Annotated in this window: 21 protein-coding genes and 1 pseudogene; 9 read left to right on the top strand and 13 right to left on the bottom strand. The window is 54.1% G+C overall.

All coding sequences use genetic code 11. From position 1 onward, the window contains the following. Positions 1 to 5 precede the first annotated feature (5 nt). Positions 6 to 593 carry a TetR/AcrR family transcriptional regulator gene (locus ABIB59_RS17250; RefSeq protein WP_071194008.1) on the bottom strand — a complete coding sequence of 196 codons (588 nt, stop codon included), beginning with the start codon at positions 591 to 593 and terminating at the stop codon, positions 6 to 8. A gap of 168 nt (positions 594 to 761) precedes the next feature. Next, positions 762 to 1,454: a helix-turn-helix transcriptional regulator gene (locus ABIB59_RS17245; RefSeq protein ID WP_079496563.1), complete on the bottom strand. Its 693-nt coding sequence runs from the start codon at positions 1,452 to 1,454 to the stop codon at positions 762 to 764. Between the two features lie 89 nt (positions 1,455 to 1,543). Here ABIB59_RS17245 and ABIB59_RS17240 point away from each other — a divergent pair, with 89 nt between their 5' ends. After that, positions 1,544 to 1,942, top strand: a complete 399-nt coding sequence (locus tag ABIB59_RS17240) for a VOC family protein (protein ID WP_110294919.1) — start codon at positions 1,544 to 1,546, stop codon at positions 1,940 to 1,942. 264 nt (positions 1,943 to 2,206) lie between these two features. Next, positions 2,207 to 2,518, top strand: a pseudogene (locus ABIB59_RS17235) (ABC transporter ATP-binding protein); the annotation flags it as partial. A gap of 274 nt (positions 2,519 to 2,792) precedes the next feature. Here ABIB59_RS17235 and ABIB59_RS17225 read toward each other — a convergent pair. The 7 genes from ABIB59_RS17225 to pth all read right to left on the bottom strand — a co-directional run bounded on the left by ABIB59_RS17225 (position 2,793) and on the right by pth (position 10,511). Further along, complete coding sequence (locus tag ABIB59_RS17225) at positions 2,793 to 3,770, bottom strand: ABC transporter ATP-binding protein (RefSeq protein ID WP_193795951.1); 978 nt, start codon at positions 3,768 to 3,770, stop codon at positions 2,793 to 2,795. Further along, positions 3,767 to 4,747 (bottom strand): ABC transporter ATP-binding protein, encoded by a 981-nt coding sequence (locus tag ABIB59_RS17220; RefSeq protein WP_354036294.1) that lies wholly within the window; start codon positions 4,745 to 4,747, stop codon positions 3,767 to 3,769. The genes ABIB59_RS17225 and ABIB59_RS17220 overlap by 4 nt, the downstream gene beginning before the upstream one ends. Then, a complete protein-coding gene (gene opp4C / locus ABIB59_RS17215) occupies positions 4,744 to 5,691 on the bottom strand; it encodes an oligopeptide ABC transporter permease (protein WP_354036292.1) in 948 nt (315 codons plus the stop codon). The genes ABIB59_RS17220 and opp4C overlap by 4 nt, the downstream gene beginning before the upstream one ends. Beyond that, positions 5,691 to 6,650, bottom strand: coding sequence for an ABC transporter permease (locus ABIB59_RS17210; protein ID WP_071194014.1), 960 nt, complete (start codon positions 6,648 to 6,650; stop codon positions 5,691 to 5,693). The genes opp4C and ABIB59_RS17210 overlap by 1 nt, the downstream gene beginning before the upstream one ends. A gap of 45 nt (positions 6,651 to 6,695) precedes the next feature. Beyond that, complete coding sequence (locus ABIB59_RS17205) at positions 6,696 to 8,399, bottom strand: ABC transporter substrate-binding protein (RefSeq protein WP_071194015.1); 1,704 nt, start codon at positions 8,397 to 8,399, stop codon at positions 6,696 to 6,698. Positions 8,400 to 8,705: 306 nt separating this feature from the next. Next, on the bottom strand, positions 8,706 to 9,800 hold the full coding sequence (ychF, locus tag ABIB59_RS17200; RefSeq protein WP_039079207.1) for a redox-regulated ATPase YchF: 1,095 nt from the start codon (positions 9,798 to 9,800) through the stop codon (positions 8,706 to 8,708). 126 nt (positions 9,801 to 9,926) lie between these two features. Then, the gene (gene pth, locus ABIB59_RS17195; protein WP_039079206.1) at positions 9,927 to 10,511 is read right to left on the bottom strand and encodes an aminoacyl-tRNA hydrolase; all 585 of its coding nucleotides are present in this window, start codon (positions 10,509 to 10,511) and stop codon (positions 9,927 to 9,929) included. 273 nt (positions 10,512 to 10,784) lie between these two features. Here pth and ychH point away from each other — a divergent pair, with 273 nt between their 5' ends. Beyond that, positions 10,785 to 11,060, top strand: coding sequence for a stress-induced protein YchH (gene ychH / locus ABIB59_RS17190; protein WP_039079205.1), 276 nt, complete (start codon positions 10,785 to 10,787; stop codon positions 11,058 to 11,060). A 117-nt stretch (positions 11,061 to 11,177) separates the two neighbouring features. After that, on the top strand, positions 11,178 to 12,227 hold the full coding sequence (locus ABIB59_RS17185) for a MerR family transcriptional regulator (RefSeq protein WP_079496558.1): 1,050 nt from the start codon (positions 11,178 to 11,180) through the stop codon (positions 12,225 to 12,227). Here the strand turns inward: ABIB59_RS17185 and dauA are convergent. The 4 genes from dauA to lolB all read right to left on the bottom strand — a co-directional run bounded on the left by dauA (position 12,222) and on the right by lolB (position 16,585). Continuing rightward, complete coding sequence (dauA, locus tag ABIB59_RS17180; protein ID WP_317078794.1) at positions 12,222 to 13,901, bottom strand: C4-dicarboxylic acid transporter DauA; 1,680 nt, start codon at positions 13,899 to 13,901, stop codon at positions 12,222 to 12,224. The two genes, ABIB59_RS17185 and dauA, sit on opposite strands and share 6 nt — an antisense overlap. Before the next feature lie 122 nt (positions 13,902 to 14,023). Further along, positions 14,024 to 14,971, bottom strand: a complete 948-nt coding sequence (gene prs, locus ABIB59_RS17175; RefSeq protein ID WP_090085106.1) for a ribose-phosphate diphosphokinase — start codon at positions 14,969 to 14,971, stop codon at positions 14,024 to 14,026. A 124-nt stretch (positions 14,972 to 15,095) separates the two neighbouring features. Then, positions 15,096 to 15,962, bottom strand: a complete 867-nt coding sequence (gene ispE, locus ABIB59_RS17170) for a 4-(cytidine 5'-diphospho)-2-C-methyl-D-erythritol kinase (protein WP_354036369.1) — start codon at positions 15,960 to 15,962, stop codon at positions 15,096 to 15,098. After that, positions 15,962 to 16,585, bottom strand: a complete 624-nt coding sequence (gene lolB, locus ABIB59_RS17165; protein ID WP_354036287.1) for a lipoprotein insertase outer membrane protein LolB — start codon at positions 16,583 to 16,585, stop codon at positions 15,962 to 15,964. The genes ispE and lolB overlap by 1 nt, the downstream gene beginning before the upstream one ends. Positions 16,586 to 16,786: 201 nt before the next feature. On the opposite strand from lolB, the gene hemA reads away from it, so the two are divergent. The 5 genes from hemA to sirB1 are packed head-to-tail and all read left to right on the top strand — an operon-like array spanning position 16,787 to position 21,213. After that, positions 16,787 to 18,043, top strand: coding sequence for a glutamyl-tRNA reductase (gene hemA, locus ABIB59_RS17160; RefSeq protein ID WP_039079200.1), 1,257 nt, complete (start codon positions 16,787 to 16,789; stop codon positions 18,041 to 18,043). Positions 18,044 to 18,079: 36 nt separating this feature from the next. Continuing rightward, positions 18,080 to 19,162, top strand: a complete 1,083-nt coding sequence (prfA, locus tag ABIB59_RS17155; protein WP_039079199.1) for a peptide chain release factor 1 — start codon at positions 18,080 to 18,082, stop codon at positions 19,160 to 19,162. Beyond that, positions 19,162 to 20,001: a peptide chain release factor N(5)-glutamine methyltransferase gene (gene prmC, locus ABIB59_RS17150; RefSeq protein WP_071194052.1), complete on the top strand. Its 840-nt coding sequence runs from the start codon at positions 19,162 to 19,164 to the stop codon at positions 19,999 to 20,001. The genes prfA and prmC overlap by 1 nt, the downstream gene beginning before the upstream one ends. A 6-nt stretch (positions 20,002 to 20,007) precedes the next feature. Further along, positions 20,008 to 20,400, top strand: a complete 393-nt coding sequence (gene sirB2 / locus ABIB59_RS17145) for an invasion regulator SirB2 (RefSeq protein ID WP_039079197.1) — start codon at positions 20,008 to 20,010, stop codon at positions 20,398 to 20,400. Positions 20,401 to 20,403: 3 nt separating this feature from the next. After that, complete coding sequence (sirB1, locus tag ABIB59_RS17140) at positions 20,404 to 21,213, top strand: invasion regulator SirB1 (RefSeq protein ID WP_039079196.1); 810 nt, start codon at positions 20,404 to 20,406, stop codon at positions 21,211 to 21,213. Positions 21,214 to 21,246 lie beyond the last annotated feature (33 nt).

The following is a 21,246-nucleotide window of genomic DNA, read 5'->3' as shown; positions in this document are numbered from 1 at the left end:
CGTGCTCAGGAGAATTTTCCAAGGATTTTAAAAGAAAGCTCAGATATTTCATCAAGAAAATTACTTCTCTTGTTCTCTGAATAGTCGAGGATCAGCATACTGGAATATCCATCTATTAATGCGTTTATTTGTCTGGCTGATACAGAGGCGTTTACTGAAAGGAATTCGCCTTCATCAAGGCCATAGCCGATGATGTCTTCAAGAATATTGATCCATTGAAGAGATTGATTATGCACCAGGGTAGCATAATCAGCATCACGCGCAGCCATCGGCCAGAGTTCAAGGTAGAGCAGCCAGTGTGCAGAGGGGGCATCAGGTAATAGCGTACTGATATAGAGCTTAACTCTGTCGGTAGCGCTCATCCCTGGCGAGGCTTTCAGGGTTTCCTTGCACTCTTGTATATCACCGTCAAACATATATTCAACAGTCGCTTTTTTTAACGTTTCCCAGTCGCGGTAATAGTGATAAATGTGGCTTCTGGAAATATTAAGTTTTTGTGTTAAATCACGCGTGGAAACATTGCTGAATCCCTTTTCTCTGAAAAGCTGTAGAGCGGCTATCTTTATCAATTCGGAAAAATTTGCCGTTTTCAAGATTTAACCTTTTTTAACGCATAAAATGAAATTATAACATAAGTGCTATAATCCTGCACGCTTTCAAGCGCTTAACGGCTACGTGCCGCAGCCGGAAGCTGAAATATATTTTATTTGATTGCAATAACGTTTTCTGAAAAACAGCATACATATTATGTAAGGTTAATTTTAAATATCGTAGCCCTGGGAGCTACGCCATTTTTCCCATTTCATCCTGAGGCTTTTTTTATCGATGCCAATTTTTTCGTTGAGCACAACAATATTCAACATGCGGTCAGCACGGAAATGGCGGAAGTCCAGTTTTTCCTCACACCATGCGATGAGCAAGCAATGCGTCAGGTCATATCCTAATATGATCGGCCAAATAATCCTTTTCGATATCGTTCCATCTGCGGCACGGTACTCCAGAAACATTTTCCGGCTATCGCGTATCGCCGCCCGGATCAGGCGAGTGTCTACTTTCTCTATGCCAGAGTTTTCGGGTTTAACGGCAACGGCTGCGTCATTTAAAAAACACATCAACTTGTCAGGAATCACCGAAGCTATTTTAGACAGGACATCATTTGCATTGTTAGCAAGGGTGGCATCCGGCAGGTGTTTTACTAATTCAACCCCCAAAAAGACCGCCTCTAGTTCTTCTGCGGTAAACATTAAAGGGGGCATATCGTAATCTGAGCTCAGTATGTATCCTGTTCCCGCTTCTCCCTCTACAGGAACCCGTTGCCCGGCCAGGTCGGCAATATCCCGATAAATCGTGCGCTTAGACACCTCAAGTTCTTCTGCCAGCCTTGCTGCAGTAACCGGAAGCTTTTTCCTGCGAAGTATTTGGATTATCTGGAAAAGCCTGTCCGCACGTCTCATTTATTTTTTCCTGTTGCCACCACGGTGTCAGTAGATATGAATGATGATACCTCCTGATGCTGTTCCTGCCGCAACCTGGAGAATATTGTATGAAATTAGTTTCTACCCGACTCATTGTGCAAGACATCAATACAGTTGTTGAGTTTTATGAATTCGTTACAGGTTTTAGCGCTGACTGGCTTGCCCCGGTTTTTGCCGAAATTGTAACCCCGGGGGCCGTAATAGCCATTGGAAGCGAAGAAACGGTGGCATTGTTTAAGGAAGGGTGCGCAAAACCAGCCGCGAACCAATCCGCAATCCTTGAGTTTCTGGTAGAAGATGTAGACCATCAATTTAACAGATTAAAAGAATACGGTGTGGCGTTTGTCCATGAGCCAAAGGATATGCCCTGGGGGAACAGGACACTACAATTCCGCGACCCGGAGGGCACTCTCGTGTCATTATTCACACCTGTAACGGATAGCGCCAGACAGCGATTTAGTCGGTAATTGTGCCCATAATCCCCTTAAGGCGCGACAAAAAGAAAATCCACGCGATGGCGTGGATTTTGTTAGAGGATAGTTGGGCCAGGTATGAAGCGGATTTACCCCTTGTTTCGGTGACAGTCGGGCCAGCATAAGGATTAAGTGATGGGTCACCGCAGTCCCTGATTTTCTAAAACTATTAATCATATTGTTATGTTTTTAAATGCTTTTGTTTGTGTTGTTTAATCCATTAGTTTAGAGACTTGTCTCCGAATTAATGAATAACTGGTGGCGATTGCCCGTGGGCTTGCCGCTAAACCAGAGATATTGCTGCTGGATGAACCTTTCGGTGCACTGGACGCCTTAAAACGTCAGCAATTGCAGGACATGCTGGTGACGATTCGCCAGCAAACTTCGTTGAGTATTCTGCTGGTGACCCACGATGTAGAGGAGGCTATTTACCTTGCAGATCGTGTAGTCGTCATGTCGCCGCATCCAGGACGAATTCGTACCACACTGCCCATTACCTTGTCGTGGCCACGCAGCCGCACCGATAGCGCACTGCAACGACAGCGCCAACAGTTATGCGATTTACTGTAACGGGAAGAGCAGGAAACATCTCGCACTGCACATTTAGCGGCGTTGTTACGAGAATAAAGGGGACTCCAGCGATGATACAAGAACACATAAAGCACCCGCTTGAAGAGGATAAAATAGGTAAGCAGTTATCTATCCCTTATCCGGGATGCGCGTTTACGGGTCATAAGGAACGAAGTTTAATGCGAATGTCAGATCGTATGCGCCTGTTAGGGCGCGGCTGGTAACAAAGCCTTATAGGCGCATCTGAAAAACCTCCGCCTATGCCAGAGCATATTTATTGCGCCGACTCCACCCAGTGGCACGCCACCTGATGACCAGGGCGCACTTCGCGCAGTTCCGGAATTTCAATGCGGCAGCGTTCCGTTGCCTGCGGGCAGCGTGAAGAGAAACGGCAACCGGAGGGCGGGCGTGACGGATCGGGTATTTCTCCCTGCACCACCGCCACGGGTTCGCTTTCCGGGTCGAGCGTCGGCACCGCCGCCAGCAGCGCCTGGGTGTAAGGGTGCAGCGGTTGGCTGAACAGCGCATCGCGGCTGGCGGTTTCCACCAGTTTCCCCAGATACATCACCGCCACGTCATCACACAAATGTTCCACGACACCAAGATCGTGAGAGATAAACAGAAAGGTGACGCCGTGCTCATCGCGCAGATCGGAGAACAGATTAATGATTTGCGCCTGGATGGAGACATCCAGAGCCGAGATGGGTTCGTCGGCGATAATAAAATCCGGGTTGAGGATCAGCGCACGGGCAATGCCAATACGCTGGCGCTGGCCGCCGGAGAACTCATGGGGAAAGCGGTTGTAATGCTGCGGCGCCAGGCCACAGATTTTCATCACCTCCAGCACTTTGTCGCGCAGTTCCGCTTTGCTGCACAGCTTGTGTTCCAGCATCGCTTCGCCGATCGCATCGCCAATGCGAATGCGCGGGTTCAGCGAGCTGTAAGGATCCTGAAACACCAGTTGGATTTTCGGGCGCAGCGCACGCATCTGTTTCGGCGTCAAATCCTGCAACTCTTGCCCGCGATACTTCACGCTACCCGCCGTTTTGTCATACAGCCCCAGCAGCGTGCGTCCGACGGTGGTTTTACCGCTGCCGGATTCGCCCACCAGGCCAAAAATGGTGCCGGGTCGAATGTTAAAACTGACGCCATCCACGGCGCGTAGCTGTCCGGTTTCCTGACCAAACAGCCCGTCGCGCAGCGGGAAGTGCTTTTTCAGACCATCTACTTCAATGACATATTGCTGGCTCATGCAACCGGCTCCGCTAACTCAGTGTGAATACATGCGGCTTGCCGCGTTTGCCCGATCAGCGGCGGAATGCCCGCGCGGCACTGCGGCGTAGCGCGTTCGCAGCGATCGTAGAACGCGCAGTACGGCGGCAGTTCGGCCAGATCCGGCACCTGGCCGGGAATCGAATAGAGGCGGCGTCGGCGCTCGCCCGGAACAGGGCGCGACGCGATCAGCCCTTTGGTATAAGGGTGCAGCGGGTTGCGCAGCACGTCGGCGGTCGGACCTTGCTCAACGATGCGCCCGGCGTACATCACTACGACGTGTTCCGCCATCTGCGCGATAACGCCCAAATCATGGGTGATCAGCATCAGCGCCATCTGCTGCGCCCGCGCCTGGTCACGCAGTAAGCGCAGGATTTGCGCCTGCACGGTGACATCCAGCGCCGTGGTTGGTTCGTCGGCAATCAGCAGTTTTGGCTGGCAGCTTAGCGCCATGGCAATCATGATGCGCTGCAACATGCCGCCGGAAAGCTGGTGCGGATAGCTGCTCATCAGGCTCTCCGCCCGCGCCAGCCCGACATCGGCGATCAGTTGCGTGGCATGCGCCCAGGCCGCTTTGGGTGTTTCACCGCGATGGCGAATCAGCGGTTCGCAGAGCTGCTCGCCGATGGTCAGCACCGGGTTGAGCGCCGTCATCGGTTCCTGAAAAATCATCGCTAACTGATTACCACGCAGATCGGCCATTTTCGATGGCTTCAGACGCAGCAGATCGGTGCCCTGAAAGCGGATTTCTCCACCGTCGATACGCGCAACCTGCGGCGGTAACAGCCCCATCAGCGACATGGCGGTAACGCTTTTGCCGCAGCCGGATTCACCCACCACGCCAATGGTTTGCCCGGCCTGAATGGCAAATGAGAAATTCTGCACAGCGCGCACGCGCCCCTGCTCGCTGGCGAAGGAGATGGATAAGTTGTTAAAGGTAATTAGCGGCTCGCTCATTTCAGGCTCCGTTTCATCTTCGGATCCAGCGCATCGCGCAGGCCATCGCCCAGCACGTTAATGGCGATGACGGTCAGAAAAATGGCGATACCCGGCGGCATCCACAGCCACGGGCGACGCTGAAAATCGATCAGGCTGTTGGCCGCATCCATCATATTACCCCACGACGGTGTTGGCGGTACGACGCCAAGGCCGAGATAGCTGAGCGCAGATTCCATCAGAATGGCATTTGCCACCGCCATCGTCGCCATCACCACCAGAATGGGAATGGTGTTCGGTAACAGATGGCCGAACAGGCGGCGGCGCGAAGAGAGGCCCAGTACCTGCGTCGCCAACATAAAATCGCGTTCGCGCAGCGAGAGGATTTGTCCGCGCACCAGCCGCGCCAGCTTTGGCCACTCCAGCAGGCTGAGCATCACCACCACCATGTAGATGCGCGAATCGGGCGAGAAATCGAGCTCTGACAACATCGCCCCGGCGACAATCAGCAGCGGCAGGCTGGGGATCGTCATCACCAGATCCGCAAGGCGCATAATCAGTTTGTCCGTCCAGCCGCCGACATAACCGGAGATCGCGCCCAGCAGGTAGCCCAGCGCCACCGAAAGCAGCATGGTCAACAGGCCAATAATCAGCGAGATACGCCCGGCAAGCAGCAGGCGGGTATAAATATCGCGGCCAAGAAAATCGGTGCCCAGCCAGTGCGCTGCGCCAGGCGGTTTATTAATCATCAGCGCGTCAGTGGCGTCATCTTTCCACGGCGACCACACCGGCCCCAACACGCACCAGATGGTCATGACCACCAGCAGAACCAGACACAACATCGCCAGATGATTGTGGCGCAGCGCTTTCCACGCCTGACGCCACGGAGAGGGCGTGGCCAGCGCCAGCGCCGGAATTTCCGCCTTGCGCAGGCGGCGATTCGTTGAGAAAAGGGAACCGAACATCACGACCTCACGCGAATGCGCGGGTCGGCCCACGCGTACAGCACATCGGCAATCAAGTTACCAACAATGGTTAATACCGCCAGAAACAGGGTGAATCCCATCAGCACCGGGTAATCGCGGGCGGCCAGCGAATCAATATGGATATGCCCCGCGCCCGGCCAGTTAAACACCTTTTCGGTGATGATCGCGCCGGAAAATAGCCCCGGCAGCTCAAAACCGAGCAGGGTGATGATCGGCAGTAGCGCATTGCGCAGCGCGTGTTTGAGGATCACCGTACGTTCGCGCAGCCCTTTGGCGCGCGCGGTGCGGATAAAATCCATCTTCACCACGTCCAGCATGCTGGCGCGGAAGTAGCGCGTCAGGCTGCCCGCCTGCAACATGACCAGCGCCATAACCGGCAACGCCAGATGCGCCGCAACCTGCATCACCCACGCCCAGCCGCTGTCGTCGCTGCCAGTGTTGGTCATGCCGCCCACCGGCAACCAGTGCAGATCGACTGCGAACCACTTAATCAGCAACAGGCAGAGGAAAAAGGTCGGGAATGACATGGCGGCGAACACCACCACGCTCACCAGATGATCGAACAGCGAATTGGGTTTCAGCGCCGAGGCAATGCCCACCGCCAGCCCGATGCCCCAGTAAAACACCAGCGCAACGCTTGCCAGCAGGAACGAGTTCCAGATGTACTGGTTAAGTAGCTGGCTCACCGGGATTTGGTATTGCAGCGAGAACCCCAAATTGCCGCGCAGCAACTGGCCGAGCCAGTGCAGATAACGGCTGAAGAGTGGTTGATCGAGGCCATAAATGGCTTTCAGTTCGGCGGCGCGGGCGGCGGTGAGGGTAATGTTACCGTCGATAAAGTCGCCCGGCGTTTTTGCGAACAGCATAAAAATAATCAGGGATGCGAGCAGCAGCATTGGCAGGGTTTGCAGCAGTCGCCTGAGGATAAAATTTCGCATAGCTTTCTCATGACAACTGCCGGAGATCCCCGGCAGTTGTTAGTATTACTTGACGATTTTCACATCCGGCAGGCTACCGGTCAGTCCGTTGTAGATATCCGGCTTAAAGCCGGTGACGCGGGCGCTGCTGGCCGACAGAATCTCGCGGTTACCCAGCAGAATCGCCGGTGGATCGTCCGCCAGCACTTTATAGAGCTGGTGATAGATCGGTTTGCGTTTTTCCACGTCCAGCACCGCATTGCCTTCATTGATCAGCTTATCAACCTGCGGATTGTTATAGCCGGACTCTTTCGCTTCCGTGCTGTAGTAATCCCACACACCATCATGCGGATCGTTGAGCGTGCTGGTGCTGAACGAGGCCAGGTCATAATTGCCCGCTTTGCGTTGCGCCATCAGAGCGTTGAAATCCACCACCTGCGGTTTCAGCAGTACGCCAATCTGCTGCCAGTTCTCTTTGGCGATGGGGATCAGCGCATCGTTCAGTACTTTCTTGCTGACCAGCAGCGTCAGCTCCAGACGTTTACCGTCCTTCACGCGGATGCCGTCCGGCCCCGGTTTCCAGCCCGCTTCATCTAGCAGTTTCTTCGCCTGCGACGGGTCGAATTTGTACGGGTTCACGCCGTCGGTGTTATACGCCCATGAAATCGGGGCGATAGGTTCAATCGCCACTTTGCCGTAGCCCTGATAAACCACATCAATCAGCTTCTGGCGGTCGAGGCCGTAAATCAGCGCCTGGCGCACTTTCACGTCCTGTAACGCCGGGCGACGCACGTTAAATTCCACTTTGCTGTAGTCACTGGAGCCGAACAGGTTGATATTGGCGAAGCCCAGCATTTTCAGTTGTTCGATATCATCCGGGCGCGAAGTGAACGCGTCATAATCGGTTTCGCCGGTCTGGAACAACTGGAAGTTGGTGGACGGGTTGGTCACGCGGTAGATAAAGCGCGGCGTCGGCGGTGTGCCACGGTAGAAATGGGTGTTGGCGTGGAAACGAATCTCCTGACCCGGAATATATTTTTCATAGACATACGGCCCGTTGCCCAGCGGTTTGCCGTGCAGTGTACGCAGATAATCGAGGTTGCCGCGCTGATACCCTTTACCGTAATACGCTTTTGACAGCACCGGGCCGCCGATTTTCGCAAGCGTTGTCGCGCCTGGCTGCGTGGTGGTGACCTGTAAGGTCAGCGGGTCGATCACTTTCAGGCCGCTGACGCTATCGGCTTTCCCGGCTTTATACTCCGCGCCGCCCGCAATATTGGCGAGGGTGATATCGGTATCGCCATCGTATTTCGGGTCATACAGCACGGTCAGGGTAAACGCCACGTCTTCAGCGGTCAGCGGCGAGCCGTCGCTGAAAGTCAGGTTCGGGCGCAGCTTAATGGTATAGACCTTGTTGTCCGGGCTGACGCTCCAGCTTTCCGCCAGGCCTGGCACCAGATTACCGTGGCTGTCCCAGTCGATCAGGCGTGAGAAAATCACATTGGTGACGTTTTCGTCCCAGCCGTTGACAAAGAAATAGGGGTTAAAAATACCCTGCGGTTCAGAAATGCCTGCCACCACAGTGTCTTTACGCAGCTTTGCCGCCGCCGGGATCTGGCTAGCGTCCGTCGCTGGTGTAATCCCTTCTTTTAAGGCTTCATCGGCAAACGATGCAGAAGAGAAAGCCACCACGCTGCTGAGCAGGGCAATTTTGAGGGCAAGGGTAAAGTGCGTGGGTTTTGTTTTTAAGCGGGTCAGTAAGGTGGACAAAATTGCTCCCTCATCAAGTAATTGCGTAAAATTTACAAATCATGACGAAGATAAGAGCCGTAGTTCCCCCTGTCTAACAATGAAAATGCATGGCTTATAACAAATCATCCTTAGCAAATTAATGTTAAATCAAAGCTTAATTTCAGCTAAAGAAGGTGAGACATCTATGTACTCATTTTAGACTGCGCTTCCATGAGATCACATGAGACAATATGGAATAAAAAAATCCACGCAAGTGCGTGGATTTTAGAGGGTTTTGTGAGCTTCAAGAGATGTTCTGACACCTCATGAGACAACAAAACTTATTTAGACGTTGAACAGGAAGTTCATCACGTCGCCATCTTTCACGATGTAATCTTTACCTTCTGCGCGCATTTTGCCCGCTTCCTTCGCGCCTTGTTCACCTTTGTAGGTGATAAAGTCTTCATACGCGATGGTCTGCGCACGGATAAAGCCTTTTTCGAAGTCTGTATGAATTTTACCTGCCGCCTGCGGGGCAGTTGCGCCAACCGGGATCGTCCATGCGCGCACTTCTTTCACGCCCGCTGTGAAGTAGGTTTGCAGGTTCAGCAACTGATAACCGGCGCGAATAACGCGGTTCAGACCCGGCTCTTCAATGCCCAGTTCGGCCATAAATTCTTCGCGGTCTGCATCGTCGAGTTCAGCGATATCGGACTCAACCGCCGCACACACGGCAACGACAACAGAACCTTCGGCATCGGCGATTTCGCGCACTTTATCGAGGTAGGGGTTATTTTCAAAACCGTCTTCGTTAACGTTCGCGATGTACATGGTCGGCTTGAGCGTCAGGAAGCTCAGGTATTTGATCGCGGCTTTGTCTTCTTCGGTCAGGTTTTTCAGCGCACGCAGCATGCCTGCGTTTTCCAGTTGAGGCAGACATTTTTCCAGCGCCGCCAGCTCTGCTTTCGCGTCTTTATCGCCGCCTTTGGCTTTTTTCTGTACGCGATGAATAGCGCGCTCACAGGTGTCGAGATCAGACAGCGCCAGCTCGGTATTAATAACCTCGATATCATCCGCCGGATCCACTTTATTATTCACGTGAATGATATTGTCGTTCTCAAAGCAGCGTACCACATGACCAATGGCTTCGGTTTCGCGAATGTTGGTCAGGAACTGGTTACCCAGGCCTTCACCTTTGGATGCGCCTTTAACCAGACCGGCGATATCCACAAACTCCATCGTGGTTGGCAGAATACGCTGCGGCTTGACGATCTCCGCCAGCTTGTCCAGACGCGGATCGGGCATCGGTACGACACCGGTGTTCGGCTCAATAGTACAGAAGGGGAAGTTTGCCGCTTCAATACCTGCTTTGGTGAGCGCGTTGAACAGGGTGGATTTACCTACGTTGGGCAGGCCAACGATACCGCATTTGAATCCCATGATGTGATTACCTTAATTTCTGAATAATCAATCCGTTATATAAAACAGATTGCATAAAAGTTAATAACTTTGCCTATTATACACGTAACCGTTGTATCGCGCGGCAAAAATGCCAGAGGGCACGTGTTACTGGGCCTTAAAGGCGTGCAGACGGTTGGTCGCTTTTGTCAGGCCGTCTTTCAGCCAGATTTCCGTGCAACGTGCCGCTTCATCTACCGCTTCGTCAATCAATTTCTGTTCAGAAACAGGCGGTTTACCCAGCACAAAACCGACAACTTTGTTTTTATCGCCCGGATGACCAATTCCCACGCGCAAACGGTGGAAATTGGGGTTATTGCCCAGTTTACTGATAATGTCTTTCAACCCGTTGTGGCCGCCATGACCGCCGCCCAGTTTAAACTTCGCCACGCCCGGCGGTAAGTCCAGTTCATCGTGGGCAACCAGGATTTCGTCCGGGTTGATGCGATAAAAGGTTGCCATTGCGGCAACGGCCTTGCCGCTGAGATTCATAAAAGTCGTGGGGACCAGCAGACGCACATCTTCGCCCGCCAGATTAATCCGTGAGGAATAGCCAAAAAACTTCGGTTCTTCACGTAGCGGGGCGCGGCAACGTTCAGCCAGCAGATCGACGTACCAGGCGCCTGCATTATGGCGTGTCGCGGCATATTCCGCGCCGGGATTTGCCAGCCCGACAATCAGTTTAATCGTCACTTTTTCTTCCTGACCAGGTCAATATCTGGCGCGTAGTTTACGTCGTGCGGCGCGTGATGACAAAGTTCTCAGGACGAAACGGGGAAAAGGGCAATGATTACCTATTTGAACCATTAGAAATACAACTAGTTCAGAGGGTTATTTGTAAATATATGTGGTCTTAATATGTGTAATTGTGATCCTGGGCGCAATCGCCATAACCCCCCCTGTCTATACTTTACCCACAAGCATTGGGGTTATTCCCTTTCAACCCATCGTTCCGGAGGTGACACCATGAAACGCAAAAACGCTTCGTTACTCGGTAATGTGCTTATGGGCCTGGGGTTAGTCGTGATGGTAGTCGGCGTGGGTTACTCTGTTCTGAATCAGTTGCCGCAGCTTAATCTGCCGCAGTTCTTCGCCCACGGCGCCATTCTCAGCATTTTTGTCGGCGCAGTACTCTGGCTTGCAGGCGCGCGTATTGGTGGCCATGAGCAGGTCTGTGATAAGTACTGGTGGGTACGCCATTACGACAAACGCTGCCGCCGTGACGGACACGGTCATAGCTAACGTATAGCAACACAAACAAGCGGTTTCCTCAGGAAGCCGTTTTTTTTGGCTTTTTTCTTGACCCTTACGTAACGTTAGGCCCGAGAGTGGCAGTCAAGGGGAAGAAAAGGAGCCGTTATGTTAATTCAAGCTGGTGAACTGGCACGTCGTGCCGGGATCACTGTCCGTACACTGCACCACTACGAACATATCGGTCTACTTACGCCTTCATCCCGAAGTGCTGCCGGTTACCGTTTATACAATCTCGCTGACGTCAAACGCCTGCATATGATTCAGGTACTGGCGAAGGCGGGTATGGCGCTGGCAGCTATCAAGGATTACCTGGCGCGGGAGACGCGTCCGCTTCACGTTCTGCTCAATGAACAAATCAGCTTGCTTGATGTGCAAATGCGCACGATCCAGACGTTGCGCCAGCAACTGCTGATGTTAAAGCGTGGAATGGAAAGCGGGGCTGAACCTGACCTGGAGTCCTGGCTACTGACACTGGAGTTAACGAATATGTATAACCGTTGGTTTAGTGCTGAGGAATTGCGCGAGCTACCGTTTGCCGCGCATGACGAAGAGCGCAGCCTTGTATGGGCGAACATGGTGGCGGAAGCTAAAGCGCTGATGGCGCAGGGGTGCCCGGTTGATGATGAAAAGGCGATGGATCTGGCAACGCGCTGGATGACGCGCCTGGAGGAGGATACTGCCCGCAGGCCGGAGTTTTTGACCCGGCTCAATGAGATGCACCTGGTTGAGCCGCAAATGCGTGAACAGACCGGAATTGATGATGCGACAATTAATTTCATCACCCGCAGTTTCGGCGAAAGCAAACTGGCTATCTGGCAGCGCTATCTGACGCCAGAAGAGATGGCATTTACCCGCGCGCATTATTTTGACCGGATGATGGAGTGGCCGCCGTTAGTCAGTCGCGTTCGCCAGGCGGCACTCGAGGGGCTTGACCCGCAGTCAGAAGAGGCGCAGGCGCTGGCAAACGCCTGGCTGGAGCTGTTCCAGTCCTATGCCGGAACCGATCCGCAAACCCAACAGAAGTTTCGCCTGTCGATGCAGCAGGAGCCGCATCTCATGAAAGGAACCTGGGTGACGCCAGACCTGCTGCAATGGCTGCAGCAGGCGGTAGATGCCCTGATGCGCAAGCGCTACGGGGCATCGGGTTCATCATAAATCCGCTAACGCGGCGTCACGGTTTGGCCAGAACGACAACCGGCCCGCAATGGGTTTGATACCCGCTCGCGCCATGGTGCGCAGCGGCTGAAACTCCAGATTGCTGACGCGCAACTCGGTGCCTTCCGGCAGGCGATTGACAAAACGCTGGAAGGCATCGAGCCCACCCGCATCAAGCAGCGGTACCGCATCCCACTTGAGTATCACGACCCGTTTGCCTGCAATCCGCGATTCCAGTTCGGTGAACAGACCGTCGGCGGCGGCGAAAAACAGCGGGCCAATCACACGCAACACCAGAATATCGTCCGCCACGTCTACATTGACAGGCGACAGACGGGTCATGCGCGCGATACGGCGCATAAACAGTAGTGATGCCAGAACGATACCCACGCTAATGGCGATAACCATATCGAACAACACGGTCAGCGACATACAAATCAGCATGACGATAATGTCGTCTGTCGGCGCGCGGCGCAGCAGGTTTACCACTTTATGCGCTTCACTCATGTTCCAGGCCACCATCAGCAGCAGCGCGGCCATGGCGGAAAGCGGCAGCCAGGAGAGCAGGGGAGCGAGCACCAGCAGGGCAAGGATCACCAGAACCGCGTGAATAATGGCGGAGACCGGGGACGATGCTCCGGCGCGGACGTTGGCCGCTGAACGGGCAATCGCCGCCGTAGCGGTGATGCCGCCAAAGAAAGGCGCGACAATATTCCCAAGCCCCTGACCTATCAACTCGCTATTGGCTTTATGGCGTGTTCCGGTCATGCCATCAAGCACAACCGCGCAGAGCAGAGACTCAATGGCCCCCAGTAACGCCATCGAGAACGCGGCGGGCAGCAGCGCCTGCAGAGAGGCCCAGCTCAGGGTGAAGCTCGAACCCGGCAAATCCCAGGGCAACACGAGCTGTGGCAGCAATTGTGGAATACCGTTGCCCTGTGAACCGTCTGCCAGTACGTAGTGAAATTGAGAGCCAATGGTGGCGACATGACCACCCATCAGATTAACCACCGCCATCACGGCACAACCGGCAAGCAGTGCCGGTAAATGCCCCGGCAGGCGAATGCGCAGACGAGGCCACAAAATCAGGGTGCCGAGGGTAACGACACCGATGGCCGCATCACCGAGGTTAATACTCGGCAGTGCCATTGCCAGCGCGCCGACTTTTTGCAGGTAATGTTCCGGCATATGGGCAACCTGCAAACCGAGGAAATCTTTTATCTGCATGGTACCGATGGTAATCCCGATACCTGATGTAAAGCCCAGCGTGACGGAAACGGGAATATATTCGATCAGGCGCCCAAAGCGGGCGAGGCCAAACAGAATCAAAAAGACGCCTGACATCAGCGTCGCTACCAGCAGCCCACCGAGACCAAATTGCTGCGATACGGGATAGAGAATGACGACGAAAGCGGCGGTAGGGCCGGAAACACTATAGCGAGAGCCCCCGGTCAGTGCGATGACGATACCGGCGACAGCGGCGGTATAAAGCCCGTACTGCGGCGCAACGCCGCTACCAATGGCCAGGGCCATGGCCAGCGGAATGGCGATGATGCCAACTGTTACCCCGGCAATCAGGTCGCGCGTGAAACGCGCCAGGCTATATTTTTCCTTCCAGCAGGCCTCAATAATGGCGCTGAATGGCATGACGTGTGGAGAAAAGAGTCTTTTCACAGAAGAGTAATCCCTGGTCAAATATCACCAATACAAATTTGTATGCGCGATGTTTATTAGTCATACAAATAAAACACAGGAATAAAAAAACCCGCCGTAGCGGGTCTTTTTGCCGATTCCAATCAATGTTCGAACATTGCGGAAATGGATTCTTCGTTGCTGATGCGACGAATCGCTTCGGCCAGCATGCCAGACAGAGTCAAGGTACGCACGTTTGGCAGCGATTTGATTTCATCCGTCAGCGGGATGGTGTCACAAACGACCACTTCATCGATAACGGAGTTGCGCAGGTTGTTTGCCGCATTGCCAGAGAAGATCGGGTGAGTCGCGTAAGCAAACACGCGTTTAGCACCGCGCTCTTTCAGCGCTTCTGCTGCTTTACACAGCGTACCGCCGGTGTCGATCATGTCGTCAACCAGCACGCAGTCACGGCCTGCGACGTCACCGATGATATGCATAACCTGAGAAACGTTCGCACGCGGGCGACGTTTATCAATAATAGCCATATCGGTATCGTTAAGCAGTTTTGCGATAGCGCGAGCGCGAACAACGCCGCCGATATCCGGAGAAACCACAATCGGGTTATCCAGATTAAGTTGCAGCATGTCTTCCAGCAGAATAGGACTACCGAATACGTTATCAACCGGCACATCAAAGAAGCCCTGGATCTGCTCAGCGTGCAGGTCGACGGTGAGGACGCGGTCAACGCCTACGCTGGAGAGAAAATCCGCGACAACTTTTGCGGTGATAGGTACACGTGCGGAGCGCACGCGGCGGTCCTGACGGGCATAACCAAAATAAGGAATAACGGCGGTGATACGGCCTGCAGAAGCACGGCGCAGGGCATCAACCATAACAACCAATTCCATCAGGTTGTCGTTCGTTGGAGCACAAGTGGACTGGATGATGAAAATATCACCACCGCGTACATTTTCATTAATTTGTACGCTGACTTCGCCGTCGCTAAAGCGACCTACGGCGGCGTCGCCGAGAGAAGTGTACAGGCGGTTGGCAATACGTTGTGCTAGTTCCGGGGTGGCGTTACCAGCAAAAAGCTTCATATCAGGCACGAGAAGAACCTCAGGCATGCGTCCATTGGTGGATAGAATAAGCCATAAATGTGCGGTTCAGACATAATTCTATCCATGCGGTGTATTAAAGAGCGCGATGCAACGTCTGGAACAAGTGACGTTGTCACCGGGACTCAGCTTGCCCGGCGAGGGCGCTGGCGAGAGGCGAGAGGTTTACACCTCGTGCGACAAAACCGCGCAGCCATGCCGGGGCTTGCTCTAACACCTGAAGAGCAGCAGACTCTGTGTCAAATTCAGCAAAAACACAGGCCCCTGTGCCAGTCAGGCGCGACGGCGCGTATTCTAGCAGCCAGGTAAGCGCCTCATCAACCTTACGAAAACGTTTTCTTGCGATAACCTCGCAATCGTTGCTGAATTCACATTTTAGTAACGTTTCTATTGACCGCTTTGGTGTATTTCTCGGCAATTCCGGATCGCGGAAAATGGTCGGGGTGGGGATGCTGACGCCAGGATGGGCGACCAGATACCATTTCTCTTCGGGTTCCACGGGGGTAAGTATCTCGCCGACACCTTCGGCAAACGCCGCGTGGCCCCGGACAAATACTGGTACATCCGCTCCCAGTGCTAATCCCAGTTCTGCCAGTTCATCAACCGATAAACCGCAATGCCACAGATGATTGAGCGCCACCAGCACCGTGGCCGCGTTTGAGGAGCCACCGCCCAGACCGCCGCCCATCGGCAGGCGTTTGTCTATCTGGATATCCGCGCCGCTGCCAGCAGGCAGGCGACCCGTTTTATGCGCCTGCTGCATCAACAAACGGGCTGCGCGCACGATCAGGTTTTCTTCCTCCGGCACCCCTTCAATAGGCGTTAGCAACCGAATAACGCCATCTGTTCGCGGTTCAAAGCTTAAGGTGTCACCGTAATCAAGAAACTGAAACAGGGTTTGCAGCGTGTGATAACCATCAGCCCGTTGCCCGGTGATATACAAAAACAGGTTGAGTTTCGCCGGTGCGGGAAAGCGCGTCATCATTTCGCAATCCAGTTATCCATTTTGAGCTTAATACGCTGTCCGCCATCGCTTAGCTCAAGACTGGAGGGCAGGGCCGGCTTCGTATTGCTGTCATAACCGCCGTACACCACTTTCCAGTTTTTGCCCCCCTGGCTGTAGTTAAGCTCGCTGAGGCGATACTGGTCGTCAAGCTTGTAGCCGGTCGCGTCGCCGGGCAAGCCCAGAATCCACTGACGCAGGCTGTTCAGAGGAATCGGCATACCGGTCAGTTTGCCAATCATCTCTTCCGCATCGGTGGAGGTATAGTGCTTGCCTTTGTTGTCGACCAGCTCTACTGCGCCAGGCTGGGCGTTGAGTTCCAGCTCCGTGCTGCCCAACGGGTTTGTCAGCAGCAGGCGATAGCGATCCTGCCCGGTCTGTTGCCAGAAAAAGCGGGCATAGACTTTCTGCTCATCGGAGATAAAGGCGAAAGCGCCACGTGTCTGAAACTGGTTCAATTTGCTGACGTCTTGCTGATGTTGACGCCACTGAGGGGCATCCGGACTCTGGCCCGGCCCTTTAGGCGCATTGAGGGTACAAGCAGTCAGTACGAGGCTAGCCAGCGGCAGCAAACGAATAAGGCGAAAGTCCGGCAAAGTCATAATGATGACGAATCCTTGAGGTGCGTTGCAGTAAATATTCTTAATGCTAGCGCCGGGCAGTGATAGCGTCTACGTTCAAGTTGTCTTAAATCATTAAATTACCGATTACTCCAAAAGGGGGCGCTCTCTTTTATTGACCTCGCGCATCCTGTATGATGCGCACAGTCTAACCTTATCAACGTTGGTACTATTCCCACTCACATGACTCTTCTGGCGCTCGGCATCAACCACAAAACGGCCCCCGTTTCGTTGCGAGAACGTATTACGTTTTCGCCGGATACGCTTGACCAGGCGTTAGACAGCCTGCTGGCGCAGCCGATGGTGCAGGGTGGTGTGGTGTTGTCAACATGTAACCGTACCGAGCTTTATTTAAGCGTTGAAGAGCAGGAAAACCTCCATGAATCGCTGGTTCGCTGGCTGTGTGATTACCATCAGATCAGCGAAGAAGAGTTGCGTAACAGCCTTTACTGGCACCACGATAACGACGCCGTCAGCCATTTAATGCGTGTGGCGAGCGGGCTGGACTCGCTGGTACTGGGCGAACCGCAGATCCTCGGCCAGGTGAAAAAAGCGTTTGCGGATTCCAACCGCGGTCATCTGAAAGCCAGCGAACTCGAACGCATGTTCCAGAAGTCGTTCTCCGTCGCCAAACGCGTGCGCACGGAAACCGATATCGGCGCGAGCGCGGTTTCTGTCGCCTTTGCTGCCTGTACCCTGGCGCGCCAAATCTTTGAATCACTCTCGTCGGTCAGCGTCATGCTTGTCGGTGCGGGGGAAACTATCGAACTGGTGGCACGTCATTTGCGCGAGCATAAAGTGCAGAAGATGATCATCGCCAACCGTACTCGTGAACGTGCGCAGGTTCTGGCAGATGAAGTAGGGGCGGAAGTGATTTCCCTGAGCGATATCGATTCGCGCCTGAAAGATGCCGATATTGTTATCAGTTCTACCGCCAGCCCATTGCCGATCATTGGTAAAGGCATGGTTGAGCGGGCAATGAAGGCGCGCCGCAACCAGCCAATGCTGCTGGTGGATATTGCCGTTCCGCGCGATGTCGAGCCGGAAGTGGGTAAACTGGCGAACGCCTATCTCTACAGCGTTGACGATCTACAAAGCATTATTCAGCACAACCTCGCGCAGCGTAAAGCGGCGGCGGTGCAGGCTGAAACTATCGTTGAGCAGGAAACGAGCGAATTTATGGCCTGGCTGCGCGCGCAAAGCGCCAGCGAGACAATTCGTGATTACCGCAGCCAATCTGAGCAGATTCGTGATGAATTGACTGCCAAAGCGCTGGCCGCCCTTGAACAGGGTGGCGACGCACAAGCCATTATGCAGGATCTGGCCTGGAAACTGACCAATCGCCTGATCCACGCACCAACCAAATCTCTTCAGCAGGCCGCCCGTGACGGGGATGATGAGCGCCTGCATATTCTGCGCAACAGCCTCGGGCTGGAGTAGCACAACAATCTCTAATAACAGGGTGCATTTACGCCTATGAAGCCTTCTATCGTTGCCAAACTGGAAGCCCTACACGAGCGTCATGAAGAAGTTCAGGCGCTGTTGGGTGACGCGCAAACCATCGCCGATCAGGAGCGATTCCGCGCCTTATCCAGGGAGTATGCGCAACTAAGCGACGTATCGCGCTGTTTTACTGACTGGCAACAGATTCAGGAAGATATCGAAACCGCACAAATGATGCTCGATGACCCGGAAATGCGCGATATGGCGCAGGAAGAGTTACGCGATGCAAAAGAAAAAAGCGAACAACTGGAACAGCACCTGCAAATTCTTTTGCTGCCTAAAGATCCTGACGATGAGCGCAGCGCCTTCCTGGAAGTGCGTGCCGGGACCGGCGGCGATGAAGCGGCGTTATTCGCAGGCGATCTGTTCCGCATGTATACCCGTTATGCCGAGTCGCGTCGCTGGCGTGTAGAGATCATGAGCGCCAATGAGGGCGAGCATGGCGGCTATAAAGAGATCATCGCGAAAGTGAGCGGCGAAGGCGTTTACGGACGTCTGAAATTTGAGTCCGGCGGCCATCGCGTACAGCGTGTTCCGGCAACCGAATCTCAGGGACGTATCCATACCTCTGCCTGTACCGTTGCGGTAATGCCAGAATTGCCGGAAGCCGAACTGCCGGACATCAACCCGGGCGATCTGCGCATTGATACCTTCCGTTCATCCGGCGCGGGTGGGCAGCACGTTAACACCACCGACTCCGCGATTCGTATTACCCACTTGCCGACAGGCATCGTAGTGGAGTGTCAGGACGAACGTTCTCAGCATAAAAACAAAGCCAAAGCACTGGCCGTTCTGGGTTCGCGTATTCGCGCGGCGGAAATTGCCAAACGCCAGCAGGCGGAAGCCTCAACGCGTCGAAATCTGCTGGGTAGCGGCGATCGCAGCGATCGTAACCGCACCTATAACTTCCCGCAGGGGCGTGTGACCGACCACCGTATCAACCTGACAGTCTACCGTCTGGACGAGGTGATGGAAGGCAAGCTGGATATGCTGATTGAGCCGATTGTGCAGGAATATCAGGCCGACCAACTGGCAGCGCTCGCCGGACAGGATTGATGGACTATCAACACTGGTTGCGTCACGCGATAAATCGACTTTCGCACAGCGAAAGCCCGCGACGGGATGCGGAGATTTTGCTGGGCTTTGTGACCGGAAAAGCGCGCACCTTTATTCTTGCCTTCGGCGAAACTGCGCTTTCGGACACTGAGCTCGCGCGGCTTGATGATCTGCTGGCCCGTCGTGAACAGGGTGAGCCGGTCGCGCATCTTGTGGGGGTGCGCGAGTTCTGGTCGTTGCCGCTGTTTGTCTCGCCTGCGACGTTGATTCCGCGCCCGGATACCGAATGTCTGGTTGAGCAGGCGCTGAACCGTCTGCCGGAACAGCCGTGCCGGATCCTCGATCTGGGCACCGGCACCGGCGCTATCGCGCTGGCGCTGGCCAGTGAACGTCCGGATTGCCAGATTACGGCGGTCGACGTCATGCCTGATGCCGTCGCCCTGGCTCTGCGTAACGCGGAACATTTAGGAATAACGAACGTTTCGGTGCTGACCAGCCACTGGTTTAGCGCCCTTGAAGGGCAGCCGTTCGACCTGATTGTCAGCAATCCGCCTTATATTGATGAGCAGGACCCTCATCTTGCCATGGGGGATGTGCGTTTCGAGCCGCGTTCTGCACTGGTTGCGGCACAAGAAGGACTTGCGGATCTGGCGTGGATAATCGCACAATCAAAGCGTTTTTTGCGCCCTGGTGGCTGGCTGCTGCTGGAACACGGCTGGCAGCAGGGTGAAGCGGTACGTGCGCTGTTTGGCGAACAAGGATATGTGCAGGTGGAAACCTGCCGGGATTATGGTGATAACGAGCGTCTGACGCTCGGGCGCCTGCCGCAACAGGAGTAACAGGGAATGAGTGCGTTCACGTTTCTGATAAGCCTGCATTTGACCACGGTGGTTCTGACCATTAGCCTGTTTGTGCTGCGATACTGGTGGCGCTTTACGGGTGATCCTCGCGCACAGGCGCGCTGGGTGCGGGTTGTGCCCCATGCAGTGGACACGCTGTTATTGCTCAGCGGCCTCGGGCTTATCGTTGTAACGCGCTATATCCCATTTACTGCTAATGGCGCATGGCTGACGGAAAAGCTGTTTGGCGTTATCATCTACATCGTTTTGGGTTTCATTGCGCTGGGGCGACATCGTCCGCGCAGCCAGCAAACGGGGTTTATTGCGTTTTTGCTGGGGCTGGTGGTGCTGTACATCATCATTAAACTCGCCGCCACAAAGATACCGATACTGGGGTAAGACATGCGGTCGTTAGCCGATTTCGAATTTAACAAAGCACCATTGTGCGATGGAATGATCCTGATATCTGAATTGATTCGTGATGATTTTCCCTCGCAGTTCGTGCACGACGAACTTGAGCGTCTGATCCGTCTGGCGCGTGAAGAAATAAGTGAGGCTCAACCGCAGGACTTGCAACTGGAGAAACTCCTTGAGCTGTTTTACGGCGAATGGGGTTTTAAAGACACCCGCGGTGTGTACCGTCTGTCGGATGCGTTGTGGCTGGATAAAGTCCTGCAAAACCGTCAGGGTAGCGCGGTGTCACTGGGCGCCATTCTGTTATGGGTTGCCGGGCATCTGGATATTCCGCTGATGCCGGTGATTTTCCCGACGCAGCTCATTCTGCGCGCTGAGTGGCTGGATGGGGAAATGTGGCTGATCAACCCCTTTAATGGCGACACGCTGGACGAGCATACGCTGGACGTCTGGCTTAAGGGTAACATCAGCCCTGTGGCTGAGCTGTTTAATGAGGATCTCGACGAGGCAGATAACGCGGAAGTCATCCGTAAGCTGCTCGATACTTTGAAATCGGCGTTGATGGAAGAGCAACAAATGGAACTGGCTTTGCGTGCCAGTGAAGCTTTGTTGCAGTTTAACCCGGAAGACCCGTATGAGATCCGCGATCGTGGCTTAATTTATGCGCAACTCGAGTGCGATCATGTTGCGCTGCACGATCTGAATTACTTCGTAGAGCAGTGTCCTGAGGATCCCATCAGCGAGATGATCCGTGCGCAAATTAACACCATTTCGCACAAGCAAATTACACTGCACTAAACTGAATTAATAGACTGAATCTTGATAAGGGAA

The organism is Citrobacter sp. UYEF32 (assembly GCF_040546205.1).
Taxonomy (GTDB): Bacteria; Pseudomonadota; Gammaproteobacteria; order Enterobacterales; family Enterobacteriaceae; genus Phytobacter; species Phytobacter diazotrophicus.
The sequence above is the reverse complement of the archived record's forward strand: the minus strand, read 5'-3'. Positions and strand labels throughout refer to the sequence as shown.